This is a genomic window from Halobacillus seohaensis, assembly GCF_042663045.1.
Classification (GTDB): Bacteria; Bacillota; Bacilli; order Bacillales; family Halobacillaceae; genus Halobacillus_A; species Halobacillus_A seohaensis.
In genome coordinates this window covers 1-24,600 of record NZ_JBHSZV010000038.1, presented here as the reverse complement: position 1 = coordinate 24,600, position 24,600 = coordinate 1, and the positions used below count along the sequence as shown (strand labels likewise).

The following is a 24,600-nucleotide window of genomic DNA, read 5'->3' as shown; positions in this document are numbered from 1 at the left end:
CGAATACTATAACTATTCAAAAGGTAATTTCAATTCTTTTCTTTTTGAAACTTATAATTTCGTATCAAATTAGCATGCATAAAGTTCTAAAATAAAGTGAGGAACAGCAGGATAGTTCCGATCCCGTGGAGAAAATCTAAAATAACAGGTGAAATAACATACTTAAACACACAATGTATAGCACCATGATTTTTAAACTAAAGCCCCAGATTGTTTAATAAAAGAATGGCGGTTCCGTTGTTTTTCATCGTGATTTTGGGTAAATAGTTCGGTTTTGGAGTACAAAAACAAATGTAGAGGGAAAAATAGCAACAGAATGATCGAACCAATTAACATACTAAATACCATTACAATTGGTAAAGAAAAACGCTTGGACATTTTAATATCCAAGCGTTTTTCTTTATATTTTCTTCTTCAACTAAAGCATCATTTACTTGAAGACTCAGCTTCGAGAAATGTTGTTTCCGTTATGGTTGAAAGCGTTTGGAGGTCCGGGAAATCACTCGCTTTCCATGGGCATGTGGCGAGCTTCCTCGGGCTATCGCCCTGCGGGATCTCACCGATCATGTTCATCCCAGCTCTTACGCCTTATAAGGACGAAGGCTAAGTCTAGTTCATCAATCCTATCGGGCGTTATCCAGCTCCAGCGCCTAGCGGCTAGTGAGACTTCCCTCGCTTCTGTACGATAAGTCAACATCGAATCACGATGTTCTTCGTGTTTCCTTTATCTCCGACAGCTCAGTCCAGTCCATACGCCGCTGACCAAGGCGCCTCCGCTTTTAAAAGTGGAGTCTCGTGATTTCCCTGCCCTCCTTGCCATTGTGAGGCAGACGGAAACCTCAGTAATGGGTTCTTCAAATTGTAGGCTATTCATAGATGGGAGTTTGCAACTGGCACACTTGTTCCATATGGTGTAGCGACCACAGAAGACGACTTATGGCAGTAGGGCCGTTCATTAAAAGCAAAGGATGGGTGGCTGGAAACGGGGAGATTCCCAAGCCCCCCACCATTCGATGTGTTCCTTTCCCAGAAGGACTATCTACATGCAAACTTAGGAATGGCTGCCTTTTCTTGAAGTGGTATCGAGAAACTTATATGGTAAAGGGGCGGAGGGAAACGGTGAGACTCCTATGGGATGTGCGGGACAGCTGAGACCCCACAGGACGAAGTCCGAGGAGGCTCAGCGCCCGCCCCATGGAAAGCGAGCCGTTTCCCGCAGCCCCAAAATTCACACAAACTGCCGTTAATGGCCTGAAATTGCTGCCACAGAAGCTTTTAAAGGCCCCTTAATAGGTGCACATTGATATCTCATGCTTTAACAGGAACGATAGAATAGCAGAATCCGATGAAAGTATACGGCAAGCGACTCCTTCCCCACTACCCCTATCCTTTATACGGTAACGAACCTCCATGATCTCGGAATCGAGTCTTCAACAATTACTTTAATGAAATTATAATTACCTACTTGGTCTATAAAAGTCAACATAGCAAATAGCATACCAATTAACATAGTAAATATGCTATTTCGTATGTTTTCACCGAAACGGAACTACTTAAGTTAAGACATTTCCTCTTTTGATGTTAAAAATTCTGCTGACATCGATAGTTATTTATTGGATTTGGCACAGCACTTAGAACACTACATAACCTATAGTAGTAAGGGATAAAACAGCAGTTTGACGATCAAGAATCATATATTGAATTAGAGTACTTGATTAAACGTTAGAGCGTTTTCTACCTTTATTAAGTCGTTATTTTCTTCAGTGTTAAGTTACTATCTCAAAGTGGTCCGCTTTATCCAGTCAAGACGATAAACGATTCGCCTTTGCCCGCTTTCTACATTCTTTACAAAAAATCAAAATAACCAGTTGACTTCTATAAATATCGATGTATAATTATAAACAATAAGTAATAAACATACAGACAACAACAACAATTATTAAATAAACACACACTAAATAACTTTTCGATGACGAAGAAAGTAGATGTGTTGAGAATGCCAGCGAGCTAGGGGAGGTGAGAGCCTAGTCATTCAAAACATATTGAAACGCACTTCAGAGAAGTTTTGGCGAACTACAGTAGCCGAAACCGGGCACACCCGTTATCAGTATACGAGTTGGTCTATTTTATAGGCAATCAGAGTGGTACCGCGGACGAATAAACAAAGTCCGTCTCTTATTAGATAAGAGGCGGACTTTTTGATGGGAAAATTAGGTAAATATATAAGGAGGCATTATACTATGGCAAAACCAAAGGTAGTATTAGCATATTCAGGTGGATTGGACACATCAATTTCAGTGAAGTGGATTCAGGAGAAATACGATTATGATGTAATTGCTTTAGGGCTTGATGTAGGCGAAGGGAAAGATCTTGAAACTATTCGTCAAAAAGCACTGGATGTTGGGGCTATTAAGGCGATCATGGTTAATGCGAAAGAAATGTTGGCGGAAGACTATTTAATGCCAGCTTTAAAAGCGAATGCAATGTATGAAGGGAAATATCCTTTATCTTCAGCGCTTTCTCGTCCGCTTATTTCCAAGCTGTTAGTTGACGTAGCGGAGCAAGAAGGGGCTGTAGCGGTCGCACATGGCTGTACAGGAAAAGGAAATGACCAAGTAAGATTTGAAGTATCTATTCAGGCATTAAATCCAGATCTAGAAGTAATTGCTCCTGTGAGAGAATGGGGCATGAACCGTGATGAGCAGATTCAATATGCTGAAGATAAAGGAATTCCAATTCCCGTTAATTTGGATAATCCATTTTCAATTGATGCAAATATTTGGGGACGTGCTTGTGAAGCAGGTGTTCTTGAAGATCCTTGGATGGAAGCACCGGAAGCTGCCTATGCATGGACGAATCCAATTGAAAAAACACCAGATACACCAGACACACTTGAAATTGACTTTGAAGAAGGAATCCCTGTGTCTTTAAACGGTGAATCTATGGATATAGTACCTTTAATTGAAAAGCTTAACGACCTCGGTGGATTGCACGGTGTTGGACGTATCGATCATACAGAGAATCGTCTCGTTGGAATTAAGTCAAGAGAAGTGTATGAGAATCCAGCGGCAATGATTTTAATTAACGCTCATAAAGAATTGGAATGTTTAACACTAACAAGAGAGGTTTCGCAATATAAAATCAATGTGGAACAACAAATGTCAAAAATGATTTATGACGGTCTTTGGTATTCACCGCTACAGCCAGCATTGCAAGCCTTCATTGAAGAAACACAGAAAGTAGTTACAGGTACAGTCAAAGTGAAATTATTTAAAGGTCATTACAATGTGATTGGTAAAAAATCTCCATTGAGCCTTTACAATGAAGAACTTTCAACGTATTCAAAAGGTGACGCCTTTGATCATAATGCAGCAGTAGGATTTATTAAATTATGGGGACTTCCAACAAAGGTAAATGCAGATGTTCAAAAAAAGCTGGTACTAGAAAATGCAAAGAAAGAGCCGGTGATTGTGAATGAGTAAGCTTTGGGGAGGAAGATTTACAAAACCAACCGATAAGCTGGTCGAAGAGTATACCTCTTCGATCGGTTTTGACGTTAAGTTAGCATTACAGGATATCCAAGGTAGCCTGGCTCATGTCGATATGCTTGGTAAGTGTGGCATAATTACAGAAGAGGAATCTGCACAAATTACCGAAGGACTGCACATCATTCAGAAGAAAATTGAAAATGATGAGGTAGAATTTTCTGTTGAACATGAAGATATTCATATGAATATTGAAAAACTATTAATTGATGAAATTGGTCCTGTTGGTGGGAAACTGCATACAGGCAGAAGCCGTAATGATCAAGTAGCAACAGATATGCATTTATACCTCAAGGAAAAAACGAACTATTTGATTCAGCTAGTTGAAGCGGTTCAAAATGCACTGGCAAGTCAAGCAGAATCTCATGTGGACACGATTCTTCCAGGATACACTCACTTGCAAAGAGCGCAGCCTGTTTCATTCGCTCATCACCTTCTGGCGTATTTCTGGATGTTTGAACGTGATAAGGAACGCTTGAAAGATAGTGTGAAGCGTATTGATTGGTCTCCGCTTGGTGCAGCAGCGCTTGCTGGAACGCCTTATCCTGTCGATAGGAAGATGGCGGCTGAGACACTCGGATTTGAAAACGTTTATCCAAACTCATTGGACGCCGTCAGTGATCGGGATTTTATTCTGGAATTCTTGTCGATCTCTTCCATTTTAATCACCCATATTTCTAGACTTTCGGATGAATTGATTCTTTGGAGTAGTCAGGAATTTGATTTCGTGGAATTGGATGATGCGTTTTGTACGGGATCTAGTATTATGCCGCAGAAGAAGAATCCTGATGTTCCTGAGCTTTTGCGTGGAAAGACGGGTCGTATTTACGGCAACTTGATGGGGTTATTGACGCTCCTTAAAGGTCTTCCGCTTGCGTACAATAAGGATATGCAGGAGGACAAGGAAGGTATGTTTGATACGGTTGATACGCTTGATGGTGCGTTGTCGTTGCTAGCGCCTATGCTTTCTTCTATGGAAGTAAAAAGTTCTAATATGCGTCAGGCAGTGAATGAAGATTATTCGAACGCGACAGATATTGCGGATTACTTAGCTGTGAAAGGTCTTCCGTTCCGTCAGGCTCATGAGGTAATAGGTCAGATAGTGCTTTACTCGATCCAGAAGCAGAAATATTTGCTTGATTTGACGCTTGAGGAGTACAAAGAGTTTTCTGACTTGTTTGAGGATGATATTTATGAAAAATTGGCACCAGACCATGTAGTGGCCGCGCGTATAAGTGAGGGCGGCACTGGATTTGAGCAAGTGAGGGAACAACTGAAGTTGGCGAAACAACATCTTAAGTAATAGGAACTTTCGCGGAATTTTCTAAATATTATTGACTTTCATCTTATTTATTTGTAGTATGGCAATTAACTTCATATCGATTACCACTCTTATCTAGAGCAGGCTGAGGGATTTGGCCCTTCGACGCCCGGCAACCGGTCTTATGACAACGGTGCTACTTCCAACGGACAAAAGTGTGTCCGGGAGATGAGAGAGGTTGAAGCAAAATCTTCTGCCTCTTTCATTGCGAAAGAGGCTTTTTATATGGAATGGATTAGGAAGGTGATGGCGTTATGGATAAGGCGGAGCGATTAAAACGGTCGAAAGTACCTGAAGTAAAGGATGATTTTGGCGGCCGTTTGCCTCCTGGTCAGGTTTTGACAGAGAAATTCCCAATATTAACAGTAGGTGAAGTTCCTTCGTACGATTTGGAGCAGTGGAGTTTTTTTATCAATGGGATAGTGAAAGAAAACTTAACCTTTTCTTATGATGATTTAAGGAAACTGCCTCAGTCTAAGATCACTGCAGATATTCATTGTGTGACAAGATGGTCTAAATTTGATAATGAGTTTGAAGGTTTGCTTCTTAAGGATTTACTGCCTTTTCTCGGGATCAAGAATGAAGCTCAGCATGTTTTGATTCACGGAGATTATGGTTACACAGCGAATTTGCCAATTAAGGAATTATACGAAAAAGATGTGATGCTTGCCCATTCGTACAACGGAAAGCCGCTTACTGAAAAACACGGCTGGCCTTTTCGTCTAATTGTTCCGCATCTTTACTTTTGGAAAAGTGTGAAGTGGGTGCGTGGCTTTGAGTTTCGAGTATCCGATCAGTCTGGGTATTGGGAAGAGAATGGTTTTCACCATTATGGAGATCCGTTTAAAGAACAGCGGTTTACTGATGGAAAAGTGGAAATGGAAGAGGATAAATGGAAAGTAAAGGAATTTGATTATTAAAGGGAGGTGCCCTTATGGGAGTAGTTATTTTAGAAGGAGTTCGAACGCCATTTGGAAAGTGGAAAGGCGGTTTAGCGAAGCTAGGTGCGAAGGATCTTGGAGTTCAGGCAACAGAGCAACTACTTCGTCGTGTGCCTGAGGCAAAAGAAGCGGACGGTGTTATTTTGGCGCAAGTTATTCAGGCAGGACAAGGACAGAATCCTGCGCGAACGGTAGCTGCGAAATCAGGAATCTCCTGGTCGACTCCGGCGATTACGATTAACAATGTTTGCTTAGCTGGAGTAGCATCTATTGCGGATGCAACGAGACGAGTTCAGCTTGCTGAAGGTCAATTATATGTAGTAGGCGGCTTTGACTCTATGACAAATGCGCCGCATGTGGCTCCGATTAGAAATGGACTAGCTACTGGACCAGTAGAGTTCACAGATACGTTAATTTATGATGGGCTTTGGTGTTCTCTTACTGATACTTCGATGGGATTATCAACAGATTTACAAAATGAAAAATATTCAATTGGACGTGAAGAGCAGGATGAATTTGCCTTAAGATCTCAACTAAAGGCGGCTGCTGCCCAAGAAGAAGGGCGGCTCAATGATGAGATAGTTGCCGTACATACAGGAAAGGAAGAGGTTTCTCAAGATGAGGGAATTCGGGCTAAGTCCACTCTTGAGAAATTGAGCCAACTTCGACCAGCCTTTCGAAACGGCGGTACGGTAACTGCTGGAAATGCTTCACAAATGTCTGATGGAGCAAGTGTAGGACTCGTTGCTTCTGAAGAATATGCAAAGAAAATAGGCAAAACACCATTGGCTCGTGTTATTGGCTGGTCAGAAACGGCTGGTCCAGATTCAAGCCTTCATACAAAACCGTCTGACGCGATCGATAAATTGTTAAGACGTCATGGTTTGCGGAAAGATGACGTGGACTTATATGAAATTAACGAGGCGTTTGCGAGTGTTGCCATTGCTAGTATGAATGAATTAGGTTTGGATGCTAGTAAAGTAAACGTGAATGGGGGGGCCATAGCTATTGGTCATCCATTAGGTGGGACTGGCTTTCGACTTGTCCTAACGCTAATTCATGAATTAAAACGCCGCGGTGGAGGTAAAGGAATAGCTTCATTGTGTGGGGGTGGAGGACAGGGTTTTGCCATCCTTGTAGAAGTCCCAAGCGAATGGTCATAAAGAATATACAAAGAGGTGAATGGGAAATGTTCTTAACTTATGGAATAGGTATTGTGATTTTATGGATTGCAGGTTTAGCTTTATGGCAAGGTATGTACAAGTCAACTAAGGAGGGGAAATAAATGGAAGCTTTATCAGGAGGTGTTCTTTGGTTTATTGGTGCATTACTAGTTGCTTACTTTTTCTTCGTGACCTATCTTGGTAAAAAAGGGGCGAAATATAGTAAAACTATGAATGGTTTTGCTACAGCAAAAGGGAAGGTCAATCCTTGGGTTGTAGGGGCTAGCTTTGCTACAACTTATGCTAGTGCAAACTTGTTCATAGGTGTACCCGGGCTAGCTTACGAGTATGGAACGGCTGTTCTGTGGTATACATTAGGTTGTTTTGGTGTTTCATGGTTGGGATTGTTAGTTTTTGCAAAAACGTTTTACCGTTACGGAAAGAAATTTGGAGGAGTCTCAACTCTCCCGGAATGGTTAGGAAAACGTTATAACAGTAAAACACTACAAGTAACTGTAGGAATATTAATTCTTTTTAATGTTTATTATATTGTTGGCCAAAATGTTGGTTTGGCTACAATTTTTGAAACTGTTCTCGGTGTTCCTTATACATGGGGAGTTATCATCGGTGTTACTATCACGATTGTTTATATTGGATTAGGTGGAGCTTATGCGCAAATCGTAAGTGATGGTATTCAAGGTTTTATTATGGCATTCACATCGGTTCTTGTATTAGTTTCCTTACTCTGGACCATTGGAGGAGGATTCGGTGTGTTTCAAGAACTCTCAAACCGTCTTTCTGAGATCGATCCCAACTTAGTTGAACCTGTGTCAGCTACTGGCCCTTATAATAGTGTCTTAGCGATCGTTGCTGTTCAATTTTTACTATTTACCTTTGTTTTAATGCCGCATCTATTAAATAAAATTTTATCATTAAAAACGGAAAGTGAGCTACGACCTTTTACTTTATCTGCTGGACTCGTATTGTTTTTAATTTCTACACTTATGGTTTTAGGTGGATTAGGTGCTCGCGTGATTGCTCCTAGTTTGGATAGTGCGGATAAAGCCATTCCGGTTTATTTAATGGAAGCTTTTCCACCTGTAATTGTAGCGATATTGATCGTTGGAATTATTTCGGCTATCTTATCAAGTACAGATAGTTTGTATTTAGGAGTAACATCCAGTATTGGTAACGATATTTATAAAGTCATTGCTCCTCTATGGCACAAAACGGAAGTCAGTTTACAAGATATCGATCGCAAAAGTGTTCGCATCGCTAAAATATCGCTTGTATTTATTGGGCTTGCAACACTGTACATTTCGCTTGAGCGTCCCGAGTCTTTATCTATTCTTATTCAGTTTAGTTTTTCCGCTATTATTAGTGGAGTGATCGCTCCCATATCACTCGGTTATGTATGGAAGCGCGCAAACAAGTATGGAGCGATTGGAGCTGTTATTACAGGAGTTAGTTTATACGTGCTTTTCACTCAGCTGAGTATTATTGAAAATATTTATATTGCTATGTTCACCAGTTCGATAACAGCCTTTGCTGTTATGTTTGTGGCTGGGTTTATTCCTAGTAAGAAAGTAGAAGAATCAGAGTTTATTCCTTTACAAAAAAATGCTTAACAGAGAAGGTGGATCCTATGGATAAGGAAGGTCTTATAGAAAAGGTTGAAACATTAGCTAAGGGGTTCCACGAGCGGTCAGCCGAAGTTGATCGGTTGGCTGTCTTCCCTCATGAAAATTTTAAAGAATTAAAAGAATCTGGGTATTTGACATGGACGATTCCTAAAAAGTTTGGCGGGCTAGGGCTAAATCTTTATGAATTTTTGCAAATGCAGGAACGGATCGCTCGTGGAGATGGTCCTACAGCTTTGTCTGTGGGGTGGCATTTAGGTAGTTTACTTGAATTGGCCGAAAACGAAACATGGGAAGAAGAGACATTTGCTCAGTTATGTGAGAAAGTTGTCACAGAGCAAGCCTTAATTAATCGTGCAGCCACTGAACGTGGTACAGGAAGTCCAACTCGCGGGGGGAGACCGGAGACGGAAGCTGAATTTAAAAATGAACAGTGGACAATTAATGGAAGAAAAGCTTTTACTTCGATGGCGGAAGCTTTGGATTATTCTTTAGTGACTGCTGTGATAGCGGGGACAGAGAAGAAAGGGATTTTCCTTGTGGATCATCGGAAAAAAGGTGTTTCTGTAGAGGAAACATGGGATTCTGCTTCAATGAAAGGAACACGCAGTGACGACCTTGTTTTAGAAAATGTGAAGCTTCCTTCTGATGCATTAGTTGAAGAAGAGGGAGATTTAACAGCACCTGCTGCTCCTAAAGCTTGGTTGTTACACATTCCTGCTTGCTATTTAGGAATTGCTACTGCGGCACGAGATTATGCTGTGGAATTCGCAAATAATTATCAACCAAATAGCTTGCCTGGCCCCATTAAAGAAGTAGCAGAGGTTCAGATGAAAATTGGTGAAATTGAATTAGAGCTCTTTCAAGGAAGAGAGTTATTATATTCCGTCGCTAACCGTTGGATTTCTGAACCCGAGAAGCGCCCTGAAATGGGGAATGATCTAGCAGCTGTTAAGCATGTTGTTACTAATATGGCTGTCAGAGTGGTTGATCTTTCCATGCGAATTGTTGGAGCAAGAAGTTTATCTCAAAGCAATCCGCTTGAACGCTATTATCGTGATGTACGTTCAGGACTGCATAATCCACCGATGGACGATATGGTTATTAAAAACTTAGCCAAAAGCGCGTTTTCTCATCAGCAAGTCCTGCAAAATCAAAGGTGAACTCTCATGAAAAAGTTATAGTTATCGATGATTAGGGAATAGTGAAGACAAAGGTAACTATATTATGGAAGGAGAGTAATCTTAAGATGAGGAAACATATTGAGGCTTATTTTAATACGGAGAATGATGCGGAAAGTGCACGAGCTGAATTACAAAAGCTTTCGATGGAAAATGATTTGGTCGAAGCCATACCCGAAGAAACTAGGTTAACCGGAATCGTCCCTGTACTAAACCAAAGTCAATCTGCAGGTGTGCCTGATTTTAATGATTTTATTGACCCAGATAAAAACGTGTCTAAAGATGAAAACCAAGATGTGGATCATTTAACCCATCTATTACATTTTGATGTAAAGGGTGATGATTACAATGAGGCGCTTGCGATTTTAAAGACGCATAATGGGCATATGGATCAGGATGAAATTAAATGAGGAAAAAGTGATATTTTTGATAGATAAGTAGTTCAGTTTGGGTACAAAATGCAAATTTGTACCCTTTAACTGGACTACTATTTTATATGAATTGTAACTACACAAAGAGAGTCAGGAGTCTAATCGTTGCCCTTTCCCCGTGCAATAAGTGATGGAAACGTTACAACTCCTAGAATTATCGTTTATGCCCCTGATAATCTTTTGAATTCGCTACATAACTTACATATACATACTGGCTAAAAAAATACCTAAAGTTTTTTGGTAGATTTCATCAAATTGATTAATGGGGAGAGGATTAATTCCTTGGCCCAGTTCAACTGTAAATCCAGGCTCGCGGAAGTCTTGAATAAACCAATCTTTATAACCAGCATAACTATAGACGTAACGAATCGGATCGTATCCACTCACTCGTGAGAATTCGTTAACAATTGCTCGAGACCTCGGTGGTTCTAAATTTTCATACCCCCAGTAAATCACTTCACCTTGCGTGTGGAAGGCGAGCATTTTTTCAAAAGAGAGCTCTCCTGCTAATTCAGCCATAGCAACACTTTCAGGTTCAGTTAGCGGTTGATATCCAGGGAAATCTCTTGGGGCAGGCTGATCGGGCTTTCGCTCCGCTTCAATTGCCCAGTTTGCTGGGTACTGATTGTTTAAATCTACTCCGCGAATGTTTGCTTTCCATCCGCTAAAGTCTGTGCTGCCATTGTTTATACGTAAAGCTTCTTCGCCGTAGGTATCTTCAGAGGGGCCATTGATTACGAGGTCAACACCATCAGGATTAACCATTGGTACAATTGACAAAGTTACCTGATCATAAAAAGGTAACATGGTACGTCCGCGAATGTTCTCGTTATTCGTCAGAGCTAATAAATAGCTGTTGACAAACTCCATGATTATAGGGGTAGTTATCCACTCATTTGCATGAAATGAACCGTTCCAGTGTACTACTTTTTCTCCGTTTCCAATTTGTATTTCAATTAATTCTTTACCCATGACACTATTTCCTATAGACCTTCTTCTTATAAAAGGATAAAGGTCGGCTAACTCTTCTAAATCATTCGCCAATACTATGGAATCATAATTTTGTCTTGGGTTTATAATAGATGTAGTAACCCTTTGGGGAACGTTTACAACTTGCCCAATTTGTAGAGTGATTGGATTAGCATCTGGATTAGCTAAAAGTAAACTATCGATTGAAATTCTCTCTCTAGTCGCAATCGCATAAAATGAATCTCCTGGCTGGACGCTATATTCAGATAACCAGTACCCAGGAATCTGGATGGGTTGTCCGATAGAAAGAGCAGATGGATTGACGGAAGGATTGGAGTCAATAATAAGGGGTAAAGGTATGTTGAACGTGTTCGCATATGACCATAAAGAGTCTCCTCTTCGAACTTGGATGTCCATTAATCGTTGACCTCCTGACAGTAGAGTTTACCTATACTATATGGTTTATAAAAATAAAAATGTTCATAATCTGTACATTCAGTTACAATAATAGGATACAAGTATTTACTAGAAAGAAGTGAAGACTATGAACCAGTTTGAAAATATGGGAATAGAACCATCGTTAATTAAGAAGTTAAAGCACCAGGGGATAGCAAGTCCCACCCCTGTTCAAGAGCAGGCGATTCCTGCATTATTGGCAGGGAAAGATACGATAGCAAAAGCGCAAACGGGTACAGGAAAAACGCTCGCTTTCCTTTTACCTCTTTTACAAAAAATTGATACAACCCAGTCATACGTCCAAGGTTTAATCGTTACACCTACACGTGAACTCGCTTTGCAAATTACGAGTGAAGTGGAGAAAATCCGCTCAGAGGATGTTCGTGTGTTAGCTGTTTATGGTGGACAAGATGTCGTGAAACAAGCTAAGAAGTTGAATGGTCAAACCCATATAGTCGTTGCTACACCAGGCCGTCTTCTTGACCATTTGCGAAGAGAGACGATATCACTTGAGCGTGTTGATTATGTCGTATTGGATGAAGCAGATCAGATGCTTGAGGCTGGATTCTTACCTGATGTGGCGGATATTTTAGGACAAACGCCTGAGGAACGACAGACTAGCGCTTTTTCTGCAACGATTTCTGAACAAGTAAAATCACTTTCTAAAAAGTATTTGAAAAATCCGGAAAAAATTACTGTTCAGGCAGAAACGGTGACATTGAGTGATATTAAGCAACTTGTCTATGAAACCACCGATCGAGCAAAACAGGAAACGCTCATACAAATTATGAATGAACATCGCCCGTTTTTAGCCGTCATCTTTTGCCGTACGAAAAGAAGAACGATGAAATTGCATGGTGAATTGAAAAGTCAAGGCTTTGAAGTTGATGAATTGCACGGCGACCTTTCACAAGCGAAGCGTGAAAAAGTAATGAAACGATTTCGTGATGCAAAAATCCAGTATTTAGTAGCGACTGATGTAGCGGCACGAGGACTGGATGTTGAAGGAGTTACCCACGTGTTTAACTACGATGTTCCTCAGGATGCAGATAGCTATATTCATCGAATTGGGCGAACAGGCCGGGCCGGTGGAAAAGGTTTAGCTATTACTTTTGTTGCTCCTAAAGATAAGCAAGCCTTGAGTGTTATTGAAAAAGGTATTGGAGAGAAACTTCAACGCCGTAGTATTGAAAAACTTTCTCCAGGAAAAAGAGAAGATAATAAATAATGGATAGGTGCACATAGTCCTTTTTCTGGGCTATGTGTTTTTTAATCGAAAGGATAGTGGATGACTCCATTCCGAGATCATGGTGTGGAGAAAGGGGCGGTGGGGAAGGAGTCGCTTTCCGTGGGCGTGCGCTGAGCCTCCTCAGGCTGGCGCCTTGCGGGGTCTCATCTAACCCGCGTATCCCACAGGAGTCTCCCCCTTCCCCACCGCCCCTTGCCCTATGTTGCTATCGAAATCGTGATGTTCTACCACCCCTGTTAAAGCATGAGATATCTGATATAACGCCAATTGAAGCCTGATGCAGACCAGAGAATATGGCCATCACACAGATCTATTGAGTCATTAGATAAGTTGTTAAAAATCTGGTGTGATAGCGTATTTATATGAAAGGTAGGATCTTACCTGGTGTGTATGCCTATCCATCACCACTTCTCCTTGTAAAGACCGTTTCTGAATTTATAGTACAGATCAATTTCATAGCACAAGTAGATCATTTAAATGGCACTATTCACACAGCACCCCCGATTTTCATAAAAGGGTTACGTTCTACTCTTCATAGTGATGGTTGATGGTTTCTCATCTCCATCTCCGATAAAAAGCACTGGAACTGCCATTCTTTTATTCCAACTGCACCTTTACTCCAAAACCATAAATTTCCGGATAGTCGGCATAATCATTCGGGAGACTATTGAAAGGATATAGCGCTCCATAAATGATGTAAGCTGTTTCTTTTAACCGTGTACAGAGACTCAAGAATTTCAGGCTTGAATGTACTGGAACGATTCAAAAAGCCGGTTTCTTTAGCTGTTTGTCTTTCAGAATCACGGCCAAGTGTGTTTTTCACACATAAAATCATCCTTCCCTAGAAATTTCTTCTTTCAAGGAAGGATGACGTTTATTAAAGGGATGACGAAAATGTTGAGGTTAGTTTGACGGGTATGCGTCATTTCCCTGACCCCCTTGCCATGAAGAAGAGGCACGGTACATCAACGAATCTTAGAAGTCGGCACGCAGCCGTTGATATAACAGCATGTTTACCCTCTGTTTTCATTATGGAGGAAGGCCCACTAAGCAATCCACTTCATAAAGAAATCAGTATTTATTTAAAAAATCGACGAAATATTAACTGCAAAAAGATGCAGAATTTGGTAGATTCATTAGAAAGTAAGAACATTGAGCGGTGTATCGAAATATGATAAAGTATATTTATAATCCCGAGTTAACCTATAAGGATTATTAGAATGAGGGGATGAGTGAAATGGGTGTGGAGTTTGTCGACCTTTTTAATGAATGGGCGAGCTCTTATGATGACACAGTTTCAGGCAGTGATCCAGAGTACAAGGAAGTGTTTGAGGGTTACGATAAAATGCTCCAAGAGTTAGCTGATCTTTCAGTTTCACCTGTCCTTGAATTTGGAGTAGGAACGGCTAATTTAACTAAAAAAATTATTGCTCAAAATAAAGTGGTTGTTGGAATTGAACCCTCAGAAGAAATGAGGAGAATCGCGAACCTTAAATGCCCAGAAGCAGCTATTTATGCAGGAGACTTTATTCATTTTCCTGCTTTAGAGATGCCGATTCGTTCTGTCGTAAGTTCGTTTGCTTTTCATCATCTTAACGACCAAGAGAAACGCTTAGTATTGAAAGAATATTATGATAAACTTGAAATAGATGGAGAAATTATTTTTATCGATACACTATTTAGAAATGAAGCTTACAAAAATAAACTAATTCAAGAAGCTGAACAAAAAGGGTTTCTTAATTTAGCTCAGGATTTACAAACGGAGTATTATTCGTATCAAGATGATCTTGAACAAATGTTTCTCCAGCTAGGATTTGAGGTATCTTTTAAACAAATAAACAAATTTGCTTGGCTTATTCAAGCTAAAAAAGGAGAATGAGAATTTATGACAAAGATGAACGTTGAAAGTTTTAACCTAGACCATACCAAAGTGAAAGCTCCGTATGTTCGCCTTGTTGGTGTAACCGAAGGGGAACATGGTGATAAAATTTACAAATATGATATCCGTTTAAAGCAGCCAAATAAAGAGCATATGGATATGCCAGCTCTTCACTCTCTTGAACACCTAATGGCAGAAAAGACTCGTGATCATCATAGTCGTATTATTGATATCGGACCAATGGGATGTCAAACTGGATTTTATTTAGCTATTTTGAATGACGATAATTACGAAAATGTGCTTCAGCTGTTGGAAAATACGTTAAAAGACGTACTAGAAGCTGACGAAGTTCCAGCGTGTAATGAAGTACAGTGTGGCTTTGCCGCTAGCCATAGTTTAGATGGAGCGAAAGTACTTGCACGTGAATTGCTAGACAAACGTGATGAGTGGACAGAAGTCTTTTAATTCAGAAGGTGAGGAGAGCCTTATGGGATACGTTAAGAATGTTCAATCACTAATAGGCAATACGCCAATGATTGAGCTCACTAACTCAACGATTCCGAATCAGGCAAGAATTTTTGCGAAGCTTGAATATATGAACCCAGGCGGTAGTGTGAAAGATCGTCTGGGTTTAAAACTGATTGATGATGCTGTAGATCGTGGCTTGTTAAAACCGGGTGGAACAATTATTGAACCAACGGCAGGGAATACAGGCATTGGTGTCGCGCTAGCCGCAATTGGCAGAGGATTCAATGTGACGTTCGTTATTCCAGAGAAGTTCAGTATGGAAAAACAAATGCTTATGAAGGCTCTTGGGGCAAATGTCATCCAAACACCAACAGCTGAAGGTATGACTGGTGCCATTAAGAAGGCAAATGAGTTATGTGGAGAGGTTAAAGATTCATTTAGTCCTCAACAGTTTAATAACATTGCCAATCCGAATACGTATTTTGATACGTTAGGTCCTGAAATATTTAGTGATCTAAATGGGGAAATCGACGTGTTTGTAGCTGGGGCAGGTACTGGTGGTACGTTTATGGGAACGGCTCGTTATTTGAAAGAACAAAACCCTGCAATTAAGACATCTATTGTTGAACCAGAAGGCTCTATTCTAAATGGTGGTCAGTCTGGTCCTCATCGAACCGAAGGAATTGGGATGGAGTTTTTTCCTTTTTATATGGATGAAGATTATTTTGATGCCATTCATACTATTTCTGATGAGTTAGCTTTTCAACGTTTAAAAGAACTGGCTGTCAATGAAGGATTACTCGTAGCTAGTTCCTCTGGAGCGGCATTTGAAGCAGCTTTACGCGAAGCTAATCAAGCAAATCCTGGAACTAGAATTGTAACTATTTTTCCGGATAGTAGTGAACGTTACCTAAGTCAAGGGATTTATGAGGAGTGAAATGAATGAGGAAAAAAACACAGCTGATCCATGGTGGTATTACCGGTGATGAAAAAACAGGCGCGGTTTCTGTACCAATTTACCAAGTCAGTACGTATGAACAAGATGGAGTAGGTCAGCATAAAGGTTATGAATATTCCCGAACGGGGAACCCAACACGATTTGCCTTGGAAGAATTGATTAAAGAAATTGAAGGTGGCTACGCTGGTTTTGCTTTTGGTTCTGGGATGGCAGCGATTACCGCTGTTCTTATGACATATAATCAAGGTGATCATGTCATTTTCACGGATGATGTTTACGGTGGAACTTATCGAATGATCTCAAAAGTGATTAATCGCTTTGGTCTTGAGTCAAGCTTCGTGGATACGAGTCATGTAGAAAGCATTGAAGCAGCGATTACTGATCGAACGAGGGCAATTTATGTAGAAACACCAACAAATCCACTTTTGAAAATTACCGATATGAAAAAGGTTTCTGATATTGCCAAAGATAAAGGGTTATCCTTCATTGTTGATAATACGTTTAGTACACCTTATTGGCAAAACCCAATTGATTTTGGTGCTGACATTGTCATCCACAGTGCAACTAAATACTTGGGAGGACATAGCGATGTCGTGGCGGGGCTCGTCGTAGTTAATTCCGAGCAGTTAGCTGAAGATGTTCATTTTGTCCTTAACTCAACTGGAGGAATTTTAGGTCCACAGGATTCCTGGTTACTTATGAGAGGAATTAAAACGTTAGGGATCCGCATGGAGGAAATTGAAACCAATACGCGTGACTTTGTTGAATTTTTACAAGAACTTCCTGAAGTGACCAACATTTATTATCCTGGTCTCGATAGTCATAAAGGGCATGATATACACAAAACTCAGGCGCGTGGACATGGTGGAATGATTTCTTTTGATGTAGGAAGTGGAGAAAAAGCTGATCAAGTATTGCGTAATGTGAAATACTTTACCTTAGCCGAAAGCTTAGGTGCAGTAGAAAGCTTAATTTCCGTGCCTGCGAAAATGACGCATGCTTCGATCCCAGCTGATCGACGTCGGGAGCTTGGAATATCTGATGGACTTGTTCGGGTTTCAATTGGGCTCGAAGATATTGAGGATCTAAAAGAGGATTTCTTGGAAGCATTGCGTAAATAGTGAAGAAAGGCGTCCTGTTCGTCTGCAATTCCGTTTGGAGTTAAAAATATAAAAAAGGAGCATTGAATTGCAGGGCAATTTGATGCTCCTTTTTTATTGTTATTTAGACTTACCAGCTGAGCAGTAGAAGTTCTGTACGCAGATGGTATGGTTGATTAGATGGGGGAATCTGTTCACTTTCCGAGCGAACCGCCGAGTTTCCTTTTTCGCTTGGGTCTCGCAGATTCCCGTCCAGTTAACACCGTAAGAGAAGTAAAACAACATAAAAGCTTTTGACGGCATTTTGTTATTGATGAAATCAAAAAAGTCACCTTAACATGTCGATAAATAACAAGTATCAACGCTTAATTACTTTGGAAATGTGAATACATAAAGTCCTCTGTAGCCAAACTATAAGCAAGAATGATACAGGAGGAATAGCACAATGGATTACTCCCATTTAAAAGCTCAGTTAGAAGAGCGAAAAAGAGAAATCGAACAAAAGTTAATTGATGAAAACCATTATGGTCAAAAGCGCGGATTTGCGAGCGACCAGGCATCGGGTGAATTATCTCAGTACGACAATCATCCCGCTGATTCAGGGTCTGAATTATATGAAAGAGAAAAGGATATGGCCTTAGTCGAACATATCGAAGAAGAACTTGGAGATATCAATGATTCTTTAAATAAAATGAAGCAAGGGACATATGGAATTTGTGAAGTAACGGGGGAAAAAATCCCTCAAGAAAGACTAGATGCAGTTCCAACAGCTAAAACATTAAAAGAATATGCGGCTGATCAACATGTACCTGACGATCGCAGTATTGAAGAGGAAGTTTTGCAAGAAGTTGATCAAGAGGATGATCGTGGGAGAAACCCCTATCAACAAGTTGCTTCTTTTAATGAAATAGGCATGACTTACGACGATGCTTCAACTATAGAAGAAGATGAGGGATCAGGATATACGGAAGAATTTGAACCCTTTGTTTCTACGGATATAAATGGTTATACAGGTCAAGATAATGTTAACTTTGAACGTAATCTCCATTATGATAAATATAAAGAAGCATACGATGAAAATCATGAAGAAGAAGAGTAAAGAAAAAGTCTGTTGGGATTTAAATCCCAGCAGACTTTTTTAGTAACCGACTTCGACCGAAGCATTAACAATAAACATTTGATCATTTTTATCTTCTTTGTCTTCCAATACGATACCACTAGTTGTTAACATGCCGCCTTTAACTTTTTCAATCGTTACTTGTCCATAGGGAATGGCCTTTTTGACTTCTTCTTCATCTAGTAACTCTTGATCTGTAGGTAAAGCGAGCTTAACATTAACTTTCATATTGTTTAAATCCTGATCGGGAAGTGCAATTCGAATACCTGGCATAGAATTTGTATGAATAGCATTTTTGATGGCACGTACCGATGCGTGGGTTATGTTTTGCCCATGCACATCAATACCCATACCAGTTTGAACAAACATTAGTTGATCCATAATAAAAACCTCCTATAACTTAACTTGTGCTTATTAGATTGTTACCCTTTTTGTACGAGTTTTAAAAGTCAAAATCGTTGAAATTTGTTCAGTAATTATATAAAATTAACTTACAAAAAGTAAGCGGTGGGAGGAGGACAGAAAATGAATGATTCAACCTTAGAGTCACCTTATGTGAAAGTGGTTACCATACAAGTAACGGATCTTGAAGTTTCTAAAAAGTTTTACACAAACACGATAGGTCTTAAAATCATGCGAATATCGAATGATCAAATTGAGTTCGGTGCAGGCGGTCACGTGTTCTTGCGTATTCAAAAAGGAGCATCCGTAAAGAAACAGGCTGGTCGTGCAGGGCTTTTCCATTTCGCAATACTTGTTCCGTCACGAGAAGAATTGGCCACAGCCCTTCGTCATTACATTGATTGTGATGCACCTATTCAAGGTGCGGCTGATCACATATTTAGTGAAGCTATTTACTTACAAGATCCCGATGGGAATGGAATTGAAGTTTATCGTGATCGTCCCAAACATGAGTGGAGAGTAGAAGAAGATGGAAGTTTACCATTAGCTTCCGATCCTTTAGATGTTCAAGAGTTGTTGAAATTAACAAAGAAGTGGAATGGTTTACCAGATGGAACTGTGATGGGGCATATTCATTTACACGTTAACAATATTCAGCAGGCTTCCTATTTTTACCATGACCTTTTAGGGTTTAATGTTAAAATTAAAGTAGAGAATCAGGCTTTATTCGTCGCTTCGGGTGACTATCATCACCATATCGGTTTAAATACGTGGGCCGGTGAAGGAGTTCCTCAGAGTTCTCCAGAAGCTGCTGGATTACTTCACTTTCAATTGCATGCTCATTCAGAAGAAGATGTGAGTGAAATTGCTGGGCGGTTGTATCGAGCTGATTACTCTTATGAAAAAGGGGAACGAGGCTTAGCAGTTCGCGACCCAGCAGGAAATGTTGTTTTGTTAACTTATTAAAAAAGTTTGATTAAAATACGGTTGTTCCGTCATCGGTTGGAGGAGAAGGTGGTCGGGGAAATAATTCGCTTTCCGTGGGTGTACGGTGAGTCTCGTCATTTCATCGACGACCTGCATGAAGAAGAGGTACGGAACATCAACGAATCTTAGAAGTCGGAACGTTCCCGATATAATAGCTGTGGTTTCGTCACCGTGTAAGGGATAGGGGTGGCTTTGAAACAACTCCTTCTCCCGCGGGAGTCTCGTCGTTTCAAAGCCACCCCATTCGACGTGGAAATGAACGAACCTCGGCATCGGTGAATGCTTTTACCTATGTTCCGTTTTCCTCAAGAAAGAAAGAAGGTCCGAGAAAGCGAGTGGTTTCCCATCCCTCATTCTCCGATGAAAAGCAACGGAACCGCCACTCTTTTATTAAACAATCTGGGGATTTTGTTTAACAAGAAAATAGCAAACAAAAACGCTTGGGCATTAAAAATCCAAGCGTTTTTGTTTGCTATTTATACAGTTCATTTCTCGTTAGAATAAATGCTGAATTGACCCGTTAGTCTCAACCTAAGTGTTATATAGAAGTTGGTTGTTCAACTGTTTCATAAATGTGCATCATCCACATACCTATATCCTCGAAACCTAATCGTTTGTAGATCGATCCTGCTTCAGGATTATCATAAAATAAGCAAAGCAATTTCCCTTCAGATAATAAATCCTCACACAATTTTTTCATGCAAGCACTAGCATGCCCTTTTTGTTTATAGTCACTGTGTGTACAAACACCTACAACCATAGCAGACATCGAGTTTTCTGCAGTAGTTGATGCACTGGAAACCATTTTAGGACCATCTTCTACGAAATAAGTTCTTGCAGAATTATTTTCCATGCCCTTTCTGATACTATGCTCTCGGCTGCTATCCTCTTCGAATTCAGGAATTTGATTTTGCAGTTCAACTAGCCTGAGTATGTCGTTTACAGTTGCACGTTTGACGTAAGTTGTATCGACTTCCATTTCAAGTTTTTTGATGTGATTACATTTTGCATAGTATAGGGATCGAGTTTTCTTTGGATAGTGCACAATGTGCGGCAAGATTTTTTCAGTAATGGCTTTCATACCCGAAAGCTGCATAAATTCAGGGTCCTGGTTGATTAAAGCGGCAAATCCTTCAGCATCAAAATTTTCGTCCGCATAAGCAATATAGTTATTATGGTACTTTAGTAAAACGGCTTTTAGCCTTGCGTTTTCACCAAAATCCCCCCATAGTTTTTGAAAGTCTTGCTCATAGCCGAAATTTTCAATATCTCCGATAATAAATAAATTTTCTGCTGGTTTTTGAGATAATAATTCCTGGCAAGATTTATCATCTTCTTGTGTGAGCCTTCGTATCACAACCAATCCCCCCCTTTTTGTAGAAATTGTATTTATTTTATCAAAAGAAAATGGAAACGCAATGTTTTTTTGAAAAATATTTAATTCTCATGTAATTGCTTGATCTCTATTTCTTTACGATAAGATTCGTAAAAATGGTCAAACTAAAAATAAGCGATTATGAAGGGAGACGATTGAAGTTGAAGAAGTTATTGACAGTAATAATTGTCAGCATTATGAGCAGTTTACCAATGATCACCTATGGTGAGAGTGTTTACAATATACAACATAAAGATCATGTAAGACAGGATTATGAAATTCATATAGATTTCCCAGATTTTGATGGTCTGGATAATAAGAAGTTAGAAGAAGAAGTAAATAGAGAAATAAGAGACAAGCTTGATAAAACAATAAAAGAAGTGAAAAAAGTAGGCGGAGATTCAATTGGTTTTCCAGTTTTATATTACGAGGAGTCTTTAGTTATTGAAGATGATGAAATTTATTCAGTGGTTATGACTTCGAATATAACAAGAGGAAATCAATATCAGACTTCAGTAAAATCAATTAATTTTGAAAATCACCAAAACGGAGTATTTTTAGATCTTAAAGATGTTGCTCATATGGATAAGCTTAATCAAGAAGTTAGAAAAAAATTATCTAGTGAGCCGGATACGTTTGACGCACAATCTTTTTCAGGTATTCGCGAAGATACAGCTTTCTATATTAGTGGTGGGAAAATAACGTTAGTGTTTAATAAATATGAGATTGCTTCAGGTGTTTATGGGACGCCTGAGATTAGCATCCCTTATGATTTAGTTAAGAAAGAAAAACCTCAACATAAAAAAAGTGTACCTGTACCTAAAGTAGTATAAAAAAGGAAGCATAAGTTATTATGCTTCCAAGATTTCTTCCTCAGATGATTGTTCTCCGTAATAATGAAATAAATACTGTTCTTTTGTTATCATATAAAGGTCGTAGGCGGCCTCTTTACGATTAATCCAATTGTAGATGTCAGGATATTGGTCATTTGCTAGCACTACGTAGGGAATTTTTTGTGCTGCTTTTAATGATCTAATATTTGAGTGACGTATTTTCATAAATACACCCTCCATATCCAATTGGAAAAATAATTCTTCAAAGAAAGCCTCTTTTGCTATCTTATTATATCCTTTACCAAAGTATGGTTGGCCGATCCACGTTGCTAGAAATCCCTTATTTTCATATATGTCAAAAAGGTTAATGGTGCCTATTGGCTGCTCCCACTCATCAAGGATCGTCCGGGAAATTAACTCACGGCGTTCTTCAGCTTCCACCGTTTGTTTGGTTACGAAATAAAACTCGTCGCTTGTTGAAGCCTTATGACGAACGTAGGGGAATACTTCTGGGTGTATCATCAAATCAAACAGGGCTGGAACATCGTGTAAGTCACGCTTTTTTAGCATGAAAAATCCCTCCTTATGGGTATAGGAGGGTAGTCTGACCGTGGGAATTCCATGCCAGTTGGTTCAAACCACCCTCGAATTTTTATCAATTGCTCACAAAAATTCGGGGTGGGAATCGAACCCACTAGAACCAGCATTAAAGCTGGTGGCGCACCATTTGCCTTCCCTTCAAACGTCGATCAATAGTAGATGTAACTGTAAGTTAGTAAGATCATTTTAATCGATTTTTTTCGAAAAAGGAATAGGCATTTTGGAAATTTTTAATAGTTAAATTTTACTGGATTTATGCACGTTCAAGAATGTTTGTGTGTGCTTGTACGTTGCGAGCGGTTTTGGTGAAAATTGTTCCTCGTTTCCCCTTACCATCAATGAATGAACGTAAGAGTGGATATGCGTTCCGCCCGCCCGACTAAATCAAAATCGCATAATATAACTCCCAAAAGACCCTATCATTATCGTTCCTGCAACTTCAGTTAATCAGGACAAAAATTGATAAGCCTCCTATGTTGTTTTGCTTTCTCTCATTCATTGGTGGGGCACCTGCGCGACTCGCTGGTTCATCCGCGGAAAGCGAGCAGAGATTCCGGTCCAATCTTAAAGTAGTATAGGTATAGGTTCTTTTTATTACTGTCGATATACAATTTCTCCATCAATCATCGTCCAAATAGGTAGGGACATAAACTCAAAAGGATTTCCGTTCCAAAGTACTAAGTCAGCGTCTTTCCCTTTTTCAATTGAGCCAACACGATCATCGATTCCGAGGTTTTTGGCAGGTGTTATGGTAATTCCCCGCAGTGCATCTTCCATTGGTAATCCTTCTCGCGCAGCAAGGGCAGCGCAAATGTTTAAGTATTGGATCGGGGTGTATGGGTGATCGGTCATTATAGAAACTTGTACTCCATGTTCATGTAACACTTTATAGGTTTGCCATGTTTTATTGCGTAATTCGATTTTTGACATTCTAGTAAAGGTGGGTCCAACAGATACTTGCAAACCTCGACCAGCGAGCTGATCTACAATTAGGTGTCCTTCCGTACAATGTTCAATTCGTAAGTCTAAGTCAAATTCATCCGCAAAACGAAGGGCAGTAATAATATCATCAGCTCGGTGGGCATGAATCCGTACAGGGATCTCTCGATTAAGTGCCTTAATGATTGGTTGAATTCGTAAATCTTCTGGCGAGGAACTTTTTCGAGCAGCGTAAAATGTTTCTCGTAGGGTCCCCATAATTCCTAGTCGTGTAATGGAAGCATTTTTTGAAGGGGAATGAACACGTTTTGGGTTTTCACCTAAAGCCATTTTCAATCCAGCGGTTTCTTTTATAATCATTTCGTTAATGGTATGACCGATTGTTTTTATAACAGAAGTTGTCCCTCCGATGATATTTGCACTTCCAGGCATAATATGAGCTGTTGTTACTCCTGCTTTTCTAGCATGGAAAAATGCAGGGTCTAATGGGTGAGCACCATCAATTGCCCGTAGGTGAGGTGTTGTTGGTTCTATAGTTTCGTTGGCATCACTTCCGGCCCATCCTGTTCCTTCATCATAAAGTCCTAAATGCGTGTGAACGTCAATAAAACCAGGGTAAAGGTGCTGCCCCTTCCCATCAATAATTTCAGCTTGTGCAGGAAATTGTAATTTCTCTCCAAAGTCGTGAATTTTACCGTCAATAATATGGACAATCCCATTAGTAATCGGTGAGGATGTAATGGGAAAGATGCTGACATTTTTTATTACCGTATGCATCGAGAGAATCCCTCCTTATTTTTCCCTTATATCAATGGCTATTGAATAATAATACTTGAATGATCATACAAAATCACAACCCAAATATAGCTGTTGTTATTAAAAAAATAATTGAAGAGTCGATTCCGAGATAATGGTGTGGGGATAGGAGCGGTGGGGAAGGAGTCGCTTTCCGTGGGCGTGCGCTGAGCCTCCTTTAGGCTGGCGGATGACGTACAATAGTCTGTGTAAGTAAGTTTTAGGCTTAAAAAAACAAGGTGGGGTATCCT

At 39.9% G+C, this 24,600-nt stretch carries 22 protein-coding genes, 1 riboswitch and 1 other annotated feature; of the genes, 17 read left to right on the top strand and 5 right to left on the bottom strand.

Annotation, left to right across the window (positions count from 1 at the left end; translation table 11 throughout):
* Nucleotides 1-316: 316 nt before the first annotated feature.
* The 8 genes from ACFQIC_RS14870 to ACFQIC_RS14835 all read left to right on the top strand — a co-directional run bounded on the left by ACFQIC_RS14870 (nt 317) and on the right by ACFQIC_RS14835 (nt 10,201).
* A complete protein-coding gene (locus ACFQIC_RS14870) occupies nt 317-607 on the top strand; it encodes a hypothetical protein (protein WP_390217317.1) in 291 nt (96 codons plus the stop codon).
* A 1,353-nt stretch (nt 608-1,960) separates the two neighbouring features.
* Nucleotides 1,961-2,179: a binding site (T-box leader), on the top strand.
* 61 nt (nt 2,180-2,240) lie between these two features.
* Nucleotides 2,241-3,482 (top strand): argininosuccinate synthase, encoded by a 1,242-nt coding sequence (locus tag ACFQIC_RS14865; RefSeq protein WP_204712250.1) that lies wholly within the window; start codon nt 2,241-2,243, stop codon nt 3,480-3,482.
* A complete protein-coding gene (argH, locus tag ACFQIC_RS14860; RefSeq protein WP_204712248.1) occupies nt 3,475-4,848 on the top strand; it encodes an argininosuccinate lyase in 1,374 nt (457 codons plus the stop codon). Before ACFQIC_RS14865 ends, argH begins: the two co-directional genes overlap by 8 nt.
* Before the next feature lie 86 nt (nt 4,849-4,934).
* Nucleotides 4,935-5,041, top strand: a riboswitch (SAM riboswitch).
* A gap of 79 nt (nt 5,042-5,120) precedes the next feature.
* Nucleotides 5,121-5,786, top strand: coding sequence for a sulfite oxidase-like oxidoreductase (locus ACFQIC_RS14855; RefSeq protein WP_204712246.1), 666 nt, complete (start codon nt 5,121-5,123; stop codon nt 5,784-5,786).
* 14 nt (nt 5,787-5,800) lie between these two features.
* Complete coding sequence (locus tag ACFQIC_RS14850; protein ID WP_204712244.1) at nt 5,801-6,970, top strand: acetyl-CoA C-acyltransferase; 1,170 nt, start codon at nt 5,801-5,803, stop codon at nt 6,968-6,970.
* A 122-nt stretch (nt 6,971-7,092) separates the two neighbouring features.
* Nucleotides 7,093-8,598: a sodium:solute symporter family transporter gene (locus ACFQIC_RS14845; RefSeq protein WP_204712242.1), complete on the top strand. Its 1,506-nt coding sequence runs from the start codon at nt 7,093-7,095 to the stop codon at nt 8,596-8,598.
* 17 nt (nt 8,599-8,615) lie between these two features.
* Nucleotides 8,616-9,773 (top strand): acyl-CoA dehydrogenase family protein, encoded by a 1,158-nt coding sequence (locus tag ACFQIC_RS14840; protein WP_204712240.1) that lies wholly within the window; start codon nt 8,616-8,618, stop codon nt 9,771-9,773.
* An 86-nt stretch (nt 9,774-9,859) separates the two neighbouring features.
* Nucleotides 9,860-10,201, top strand: a complete 342-nt coding sequence (locus tag ACFQIC_RS14835) for a hypothetical protein (RefSeq protein ID WP_204712237.1) — start codon at nt 9,860-9,862, stop codon at nt 10,199-10,201.
* Nucleotides 10,202-10,420: 219 nt separating this feature from the next.
* Here ACFQIC_RS14835 and ACFQIC_RS14830 read toward each other — a convergent pair whose 3' ends face one another.
* Nucleotides 10,421-11,608, bottom strand: coding sequence for a M14 family metallopeptidase (locus ACFQIC_RS14830; RefSeq protein ID WP_204712235.1), 1,188 nt, complete (start codon nt 11,606-11,608; stop codon nt 10,421-10,423).
* 127 nt (nt 11,609-11,735) lie between these two features.
* Between ACFQIC_RS14830 and ACFQIC_RS14825 the strand changes: the two genes are divergently transcribed.
* From ACFQIC_RS14825 to ACFQIC_RS14795, 7 genes are all read left to right on the top strand, one after another.
* A complete protein-coding gene (locus ACFQIC_RS14825; RefSeq protein WP_204712233.1) occupies nt 11,736-12,875 on the top strand; it encodes a DEAD/DEAH box helicase in 1,140 nt (379 codons plus the stop codon).
* Nucleotides 12,876-13,258: 383 nt separating this feature from the next.
* Nucleotides 13,259-13,444 carry a hypothetical protein gene (locus ACFQIC_RS14820; protein ID WP_390217314.1) on the top strand — a complete coding sequence of 62 codons (186 nt, stop codon included), beginning with the start codon at nt 13,259-13,261 and terminating at the stop codon, nt 13,442-13,444.
* Nucleotides 13,445-14,133: 689 nt separating this feature from the next.
* The gene (locus ACFQIC_RS14815) at nt 14,134-14,775 is read left to right on the top strand and encodes a class I SAM-dependent methyltransferase (protein WP_204712231.1); all 642 of its coding nucleotides are present in this window, start codon (nt 14,134-14,136) and stop codon (nt 14,773-14,775) included.
* A 6-nt stretch (nt 14,776-14,781) separates the two neighbouring features.
* Complete coding sequence (locus ACFQIC_RS14810) at nt 14,782-15,240, top strand: S-ribosylhomocysteine lyase (protein WP_204712229.1); 459 nt, start codon at nt 14,782-14,784, stop codon at nt 15,238-15,240.
* Between the two features lie 22 nt (nt 15,241-15,262).
* A complete protein-coding gene (locus ACFQIC_RS14805) occupies nt 15,263-16,180 on the top strand; it encodes a PLP-dependent cysteine synthase family protein (protein ID WP_204712227.1) in 918 nt (305 codons plus the stop codon).
* 5 nt (nt 16,181-16,185) lie between these two features.
* Complete coding sequence (locus ACFQIC_RS14800) at nt 16,186-17,322, top strand: bifunctional cystathionine gamma-lyase/homocysteine desulfhydrase (protein ID WP_204712225.1); 1,137 nt, start codon at nt 16,186-16,188, stop codon at nt 17,320-17,322.
* 424 nt (nt 17,323-17,746) lie between these two features.
* Nucleotides 17,747-18,400, top strand: a complete 654-nt coding sequence (locus ACFQIC_RS14795) for a TraR/DksA C4-type zinc finger protein (RefSeq protein WP_204712223.1) — start codon at nt 17,747-17,749, stop codon at nt 18,398-18,400.
* A 39-nt stretch (nt 18,401-18,439) separates the two neighbouring features.
* On the opposite strand, the gene ACFQIC_RS14790 is transcribed toward ACFQIC_RS14795, so the two are convergent.
* Nucleotides 18,440-18,799: a Lin0512 family protein gene (locus ACFQIC_RS14790; protein WP_204712221.1), complete on the bottom strand. Its 360-nt coding sequence runs from the start codon at nt 18,797-18,799 to the stop codon at nt 18,440-18,442.
* Between the two features lie 144 nt (nt 18,800-18,943).
* Between ACFQIC_RS14790 and ACFQIC_RS14785 the strand changes: the two genes are divergently transcribed.
* Nucleotides 18,944-19,786, top strand: coding sequence for a VOC family protein (locus ACFQIC_RS14785; RefSeq protein ID WP_204712219.1), 843 nt, complete (start codon nt 18,944-18,946; stop codon nt 19,784-19,786).
* A 559-nt stretch (nt 19,787-20,345) separates the two neighbouring features.
* On the opposite strand, the gene ACFQIC_RS14780 is transcribed toward ACFQIC_RS14785, so the two are convergent.
* Complete coding sequence (locus ACFQIC_RS14780) at nt 20,346-21,164, bottom strand: GNAT family N-acetyltransferase (RefSeq protein WP_204712217.1); 819 nt, start codon at nt 21,162-21,164, stop codon at nt 20,346-20,348.
* 179 nt (nt 21,165-21,343) lie between these two features.
* Between ACFQIC_RS14780 and ACFQIC_RS14775 the strand changes: the two genes are divergently transcribed.
* Nucleotides 21,344-22,015 (top strand): DUF3298 and DUF4163 domain-containing protein, encoded by a 672-nt coding sequence (locus ACFQIC_RS14775; RefSeq protein ID WP_204712215.1) that lies wholly within the window; start codon nt 21,344-21,346, stop codon nt 22,013-22,015.
* 18 nt (nt 22,016-22,033) lie between these two features.
* Here ACFQIC_RS14775 and ACFQIC_RS14770 read toward each other — a convergent pair whose 3' ends face one another.
* Both ACFQIC_RS14770 and ACFQIC_RS14765 read right to left on the bottom strand, forming a co-directional pair.
* Nucleotides 22,034-22,585 (bottom strand): GNAT family N-acetyltransferase, encoded by a 552-nt coding sequence (locus ACFQIC_RS14770; protein ID WP_204712200.1) that lies wholly within the window; start codon nt 22,583-22,585, stop codon nt 22,034-22,036.
* Between the two features lie 624 nt (nt 22,586-23,209).
* The gene (locus ACFQIC_RS14765; RefSeq protein WP_204712198.1) at nt 23,210-24,331 is read right to left on the bottom strand and encodes an amidohydrolase; all 1,122 of its coding nucleotides are present in this window, start codon (nt 24,329-24,331) and stop codon (nt 23,210-23,212) included.
* Between the last annotated feature and the right edge of the window lie 269 nt (nt 24,332-24,600).

What these genes read in the sequence shown, in the direction of transcription:
- ACFQIC_RS14870 (WP_390217317.1), top strand. Translation starts at nt 317, where the DNA reads ATGATCGAACCAATTAACATACTAAATACCATTACAATTGGTAAAGAA.
- ACFQIC_RS14865 (WP_204712250.1), top strand. Translation starts at nt 2,241, where the DNA reads ATGGCAAAACCAAAGGTAGTATTAGCATATTCAGGTGGATTGGACACA.
- argH (WP_204712248.1), top strand. Translation starts at nt 3,475, where the DNA reads ATGAGTAAGCTTTGGGGAGGAAGATTTACAAAACCAACCGATAAGCTG.
- ACFQIC_RS14855 (WP_204712246.1), top strand. Translation starts at nt 5,121, where the DNA reads ATGGATAAGGCGGAGCGATTAAAACGGTCGAAAGTACCTGAAGTAAAG.
- ACFQIC_RS14850 (WP_204712244.1), top strand. Translation starts at nt 5,801, where the DNA reads ATGGGAGTAGTTATTTTAGAAGGAGTTCGAACGCCATTTGGAAAGTGG.
- ACFQIC_RS14845 (WP_204712242.1), top strand. Translation starts at nt 7,093, where the DNA reads ATGGAAGCTTTATCAGGAGGTGTTCTTTGGTTTATTGGTGCATTACTA.
- ACFQIC_RS14840 (WP_204712240.1), top strand. Translation starts at nt 8,616, where the DNA reads ATGGATAAGGAAGGTCTTATAGAAAAGGTTGAAACATTAGCTAAGGGG.
- ACFQIC_RS14835 (WP_204712237.1), top strand. Translation starts at nt 9,860, where the DNA reads ATGAGGAAACATATTGAGGCTTATTTTAATACGGAGAATGATGCGGAA.
- ACFQIC_RS14830 (WP_204712235.1), bottom strand. Translation starts at nt 11,608, where the DNA reads ATGGACATCCAAGTTCGAAGAGGAGACTCTTTATGGTCATATGCGAAC.
- ACFQIC_RS14825 (WP_204712233.1), top strand. Translation starts at nt 11,736, where the DNA reads ATGAACCAGTTTGAAAATATGGGAATAGAACCATCGTTAATTAAGAAG.
- ACFQIC_RS14820 (WP_390217314.1), top strand. Translation starts at nt 13,259, where the DNA reads ATGAAAGGTAGGATCTTACCTGGTGTGTATGCCTATCCATCACCACTT.
- ACFQIC_RS14815 (WP_204712231.1), top strand. Translation starts at nt 14,134, where the DNA reads ATGGGTGTGGAGTTTGTCGACCTTTTTAATGAATGGGCGAGCTCTTAT.
- ACFQIC_RS14810 (WP_204712229.1), top strand. Translation starts at nt 14,782, where the DNA reads ATGACAAAGATGAACGTTGAAAGTTTTAACCTAGACCATACCAAAGTG.
- ACFQIC_RS14805 (WP_204712227.1), top strand. Translation starts at nt 15,263, where the DNA reads ATGGGATACGTTAAGAATGTTCAATCACTAATAGGCAATACGCCAATG.
- ACFQIC_RS14800 (WP_204712225.1), top strand. Translation starts at nt 16,186, where the DNA reads ATGAGGAAAAAAACACAGCTGATCCATGGTGGTATTACCGGTGATGAA.
- ACFQIC_RS14795 (WP_204712223.1), top strand. Translation starts at nt 17,747, where the DNA reads ATGGATTACTCCCATTTAAAAGCTCAGTTAGAAGAGCGAAAAAGAGAA.
- ACFQIC_RS14790 (WP_204712221.1), bottom strand. Translation starts at nt 18,799, where the DNA reads ATGGATCAACTAATGTTTGTTCAAACTGGTATGGGTATTGATGTGCAT.
- ACFQIC_RS14785 (WP_204712219.1), top strand. Translation starts at nt 18,944, where the DNA reads ATGAATGATTCAACCTTAGAGTCACCTTATGTGAAAGTGGTTACCATA.
- ACFQIC_RS14770 (WP_204712200.1), bottom strand. Translation starts at nt 22,585, where the DNA reads ATGCTAAAAAAGCGTGACTTACACGATGTTCCAGCCCTGTTTGATTTG.
- ACFQIC_RS14765 (WP_204712198.1), bottom strand. Translation starts at nt 24,331, where the DNA reads ATGCATACGGTAATAAAAAATGTCAGCATCTTTCCCATTACATCCTCA.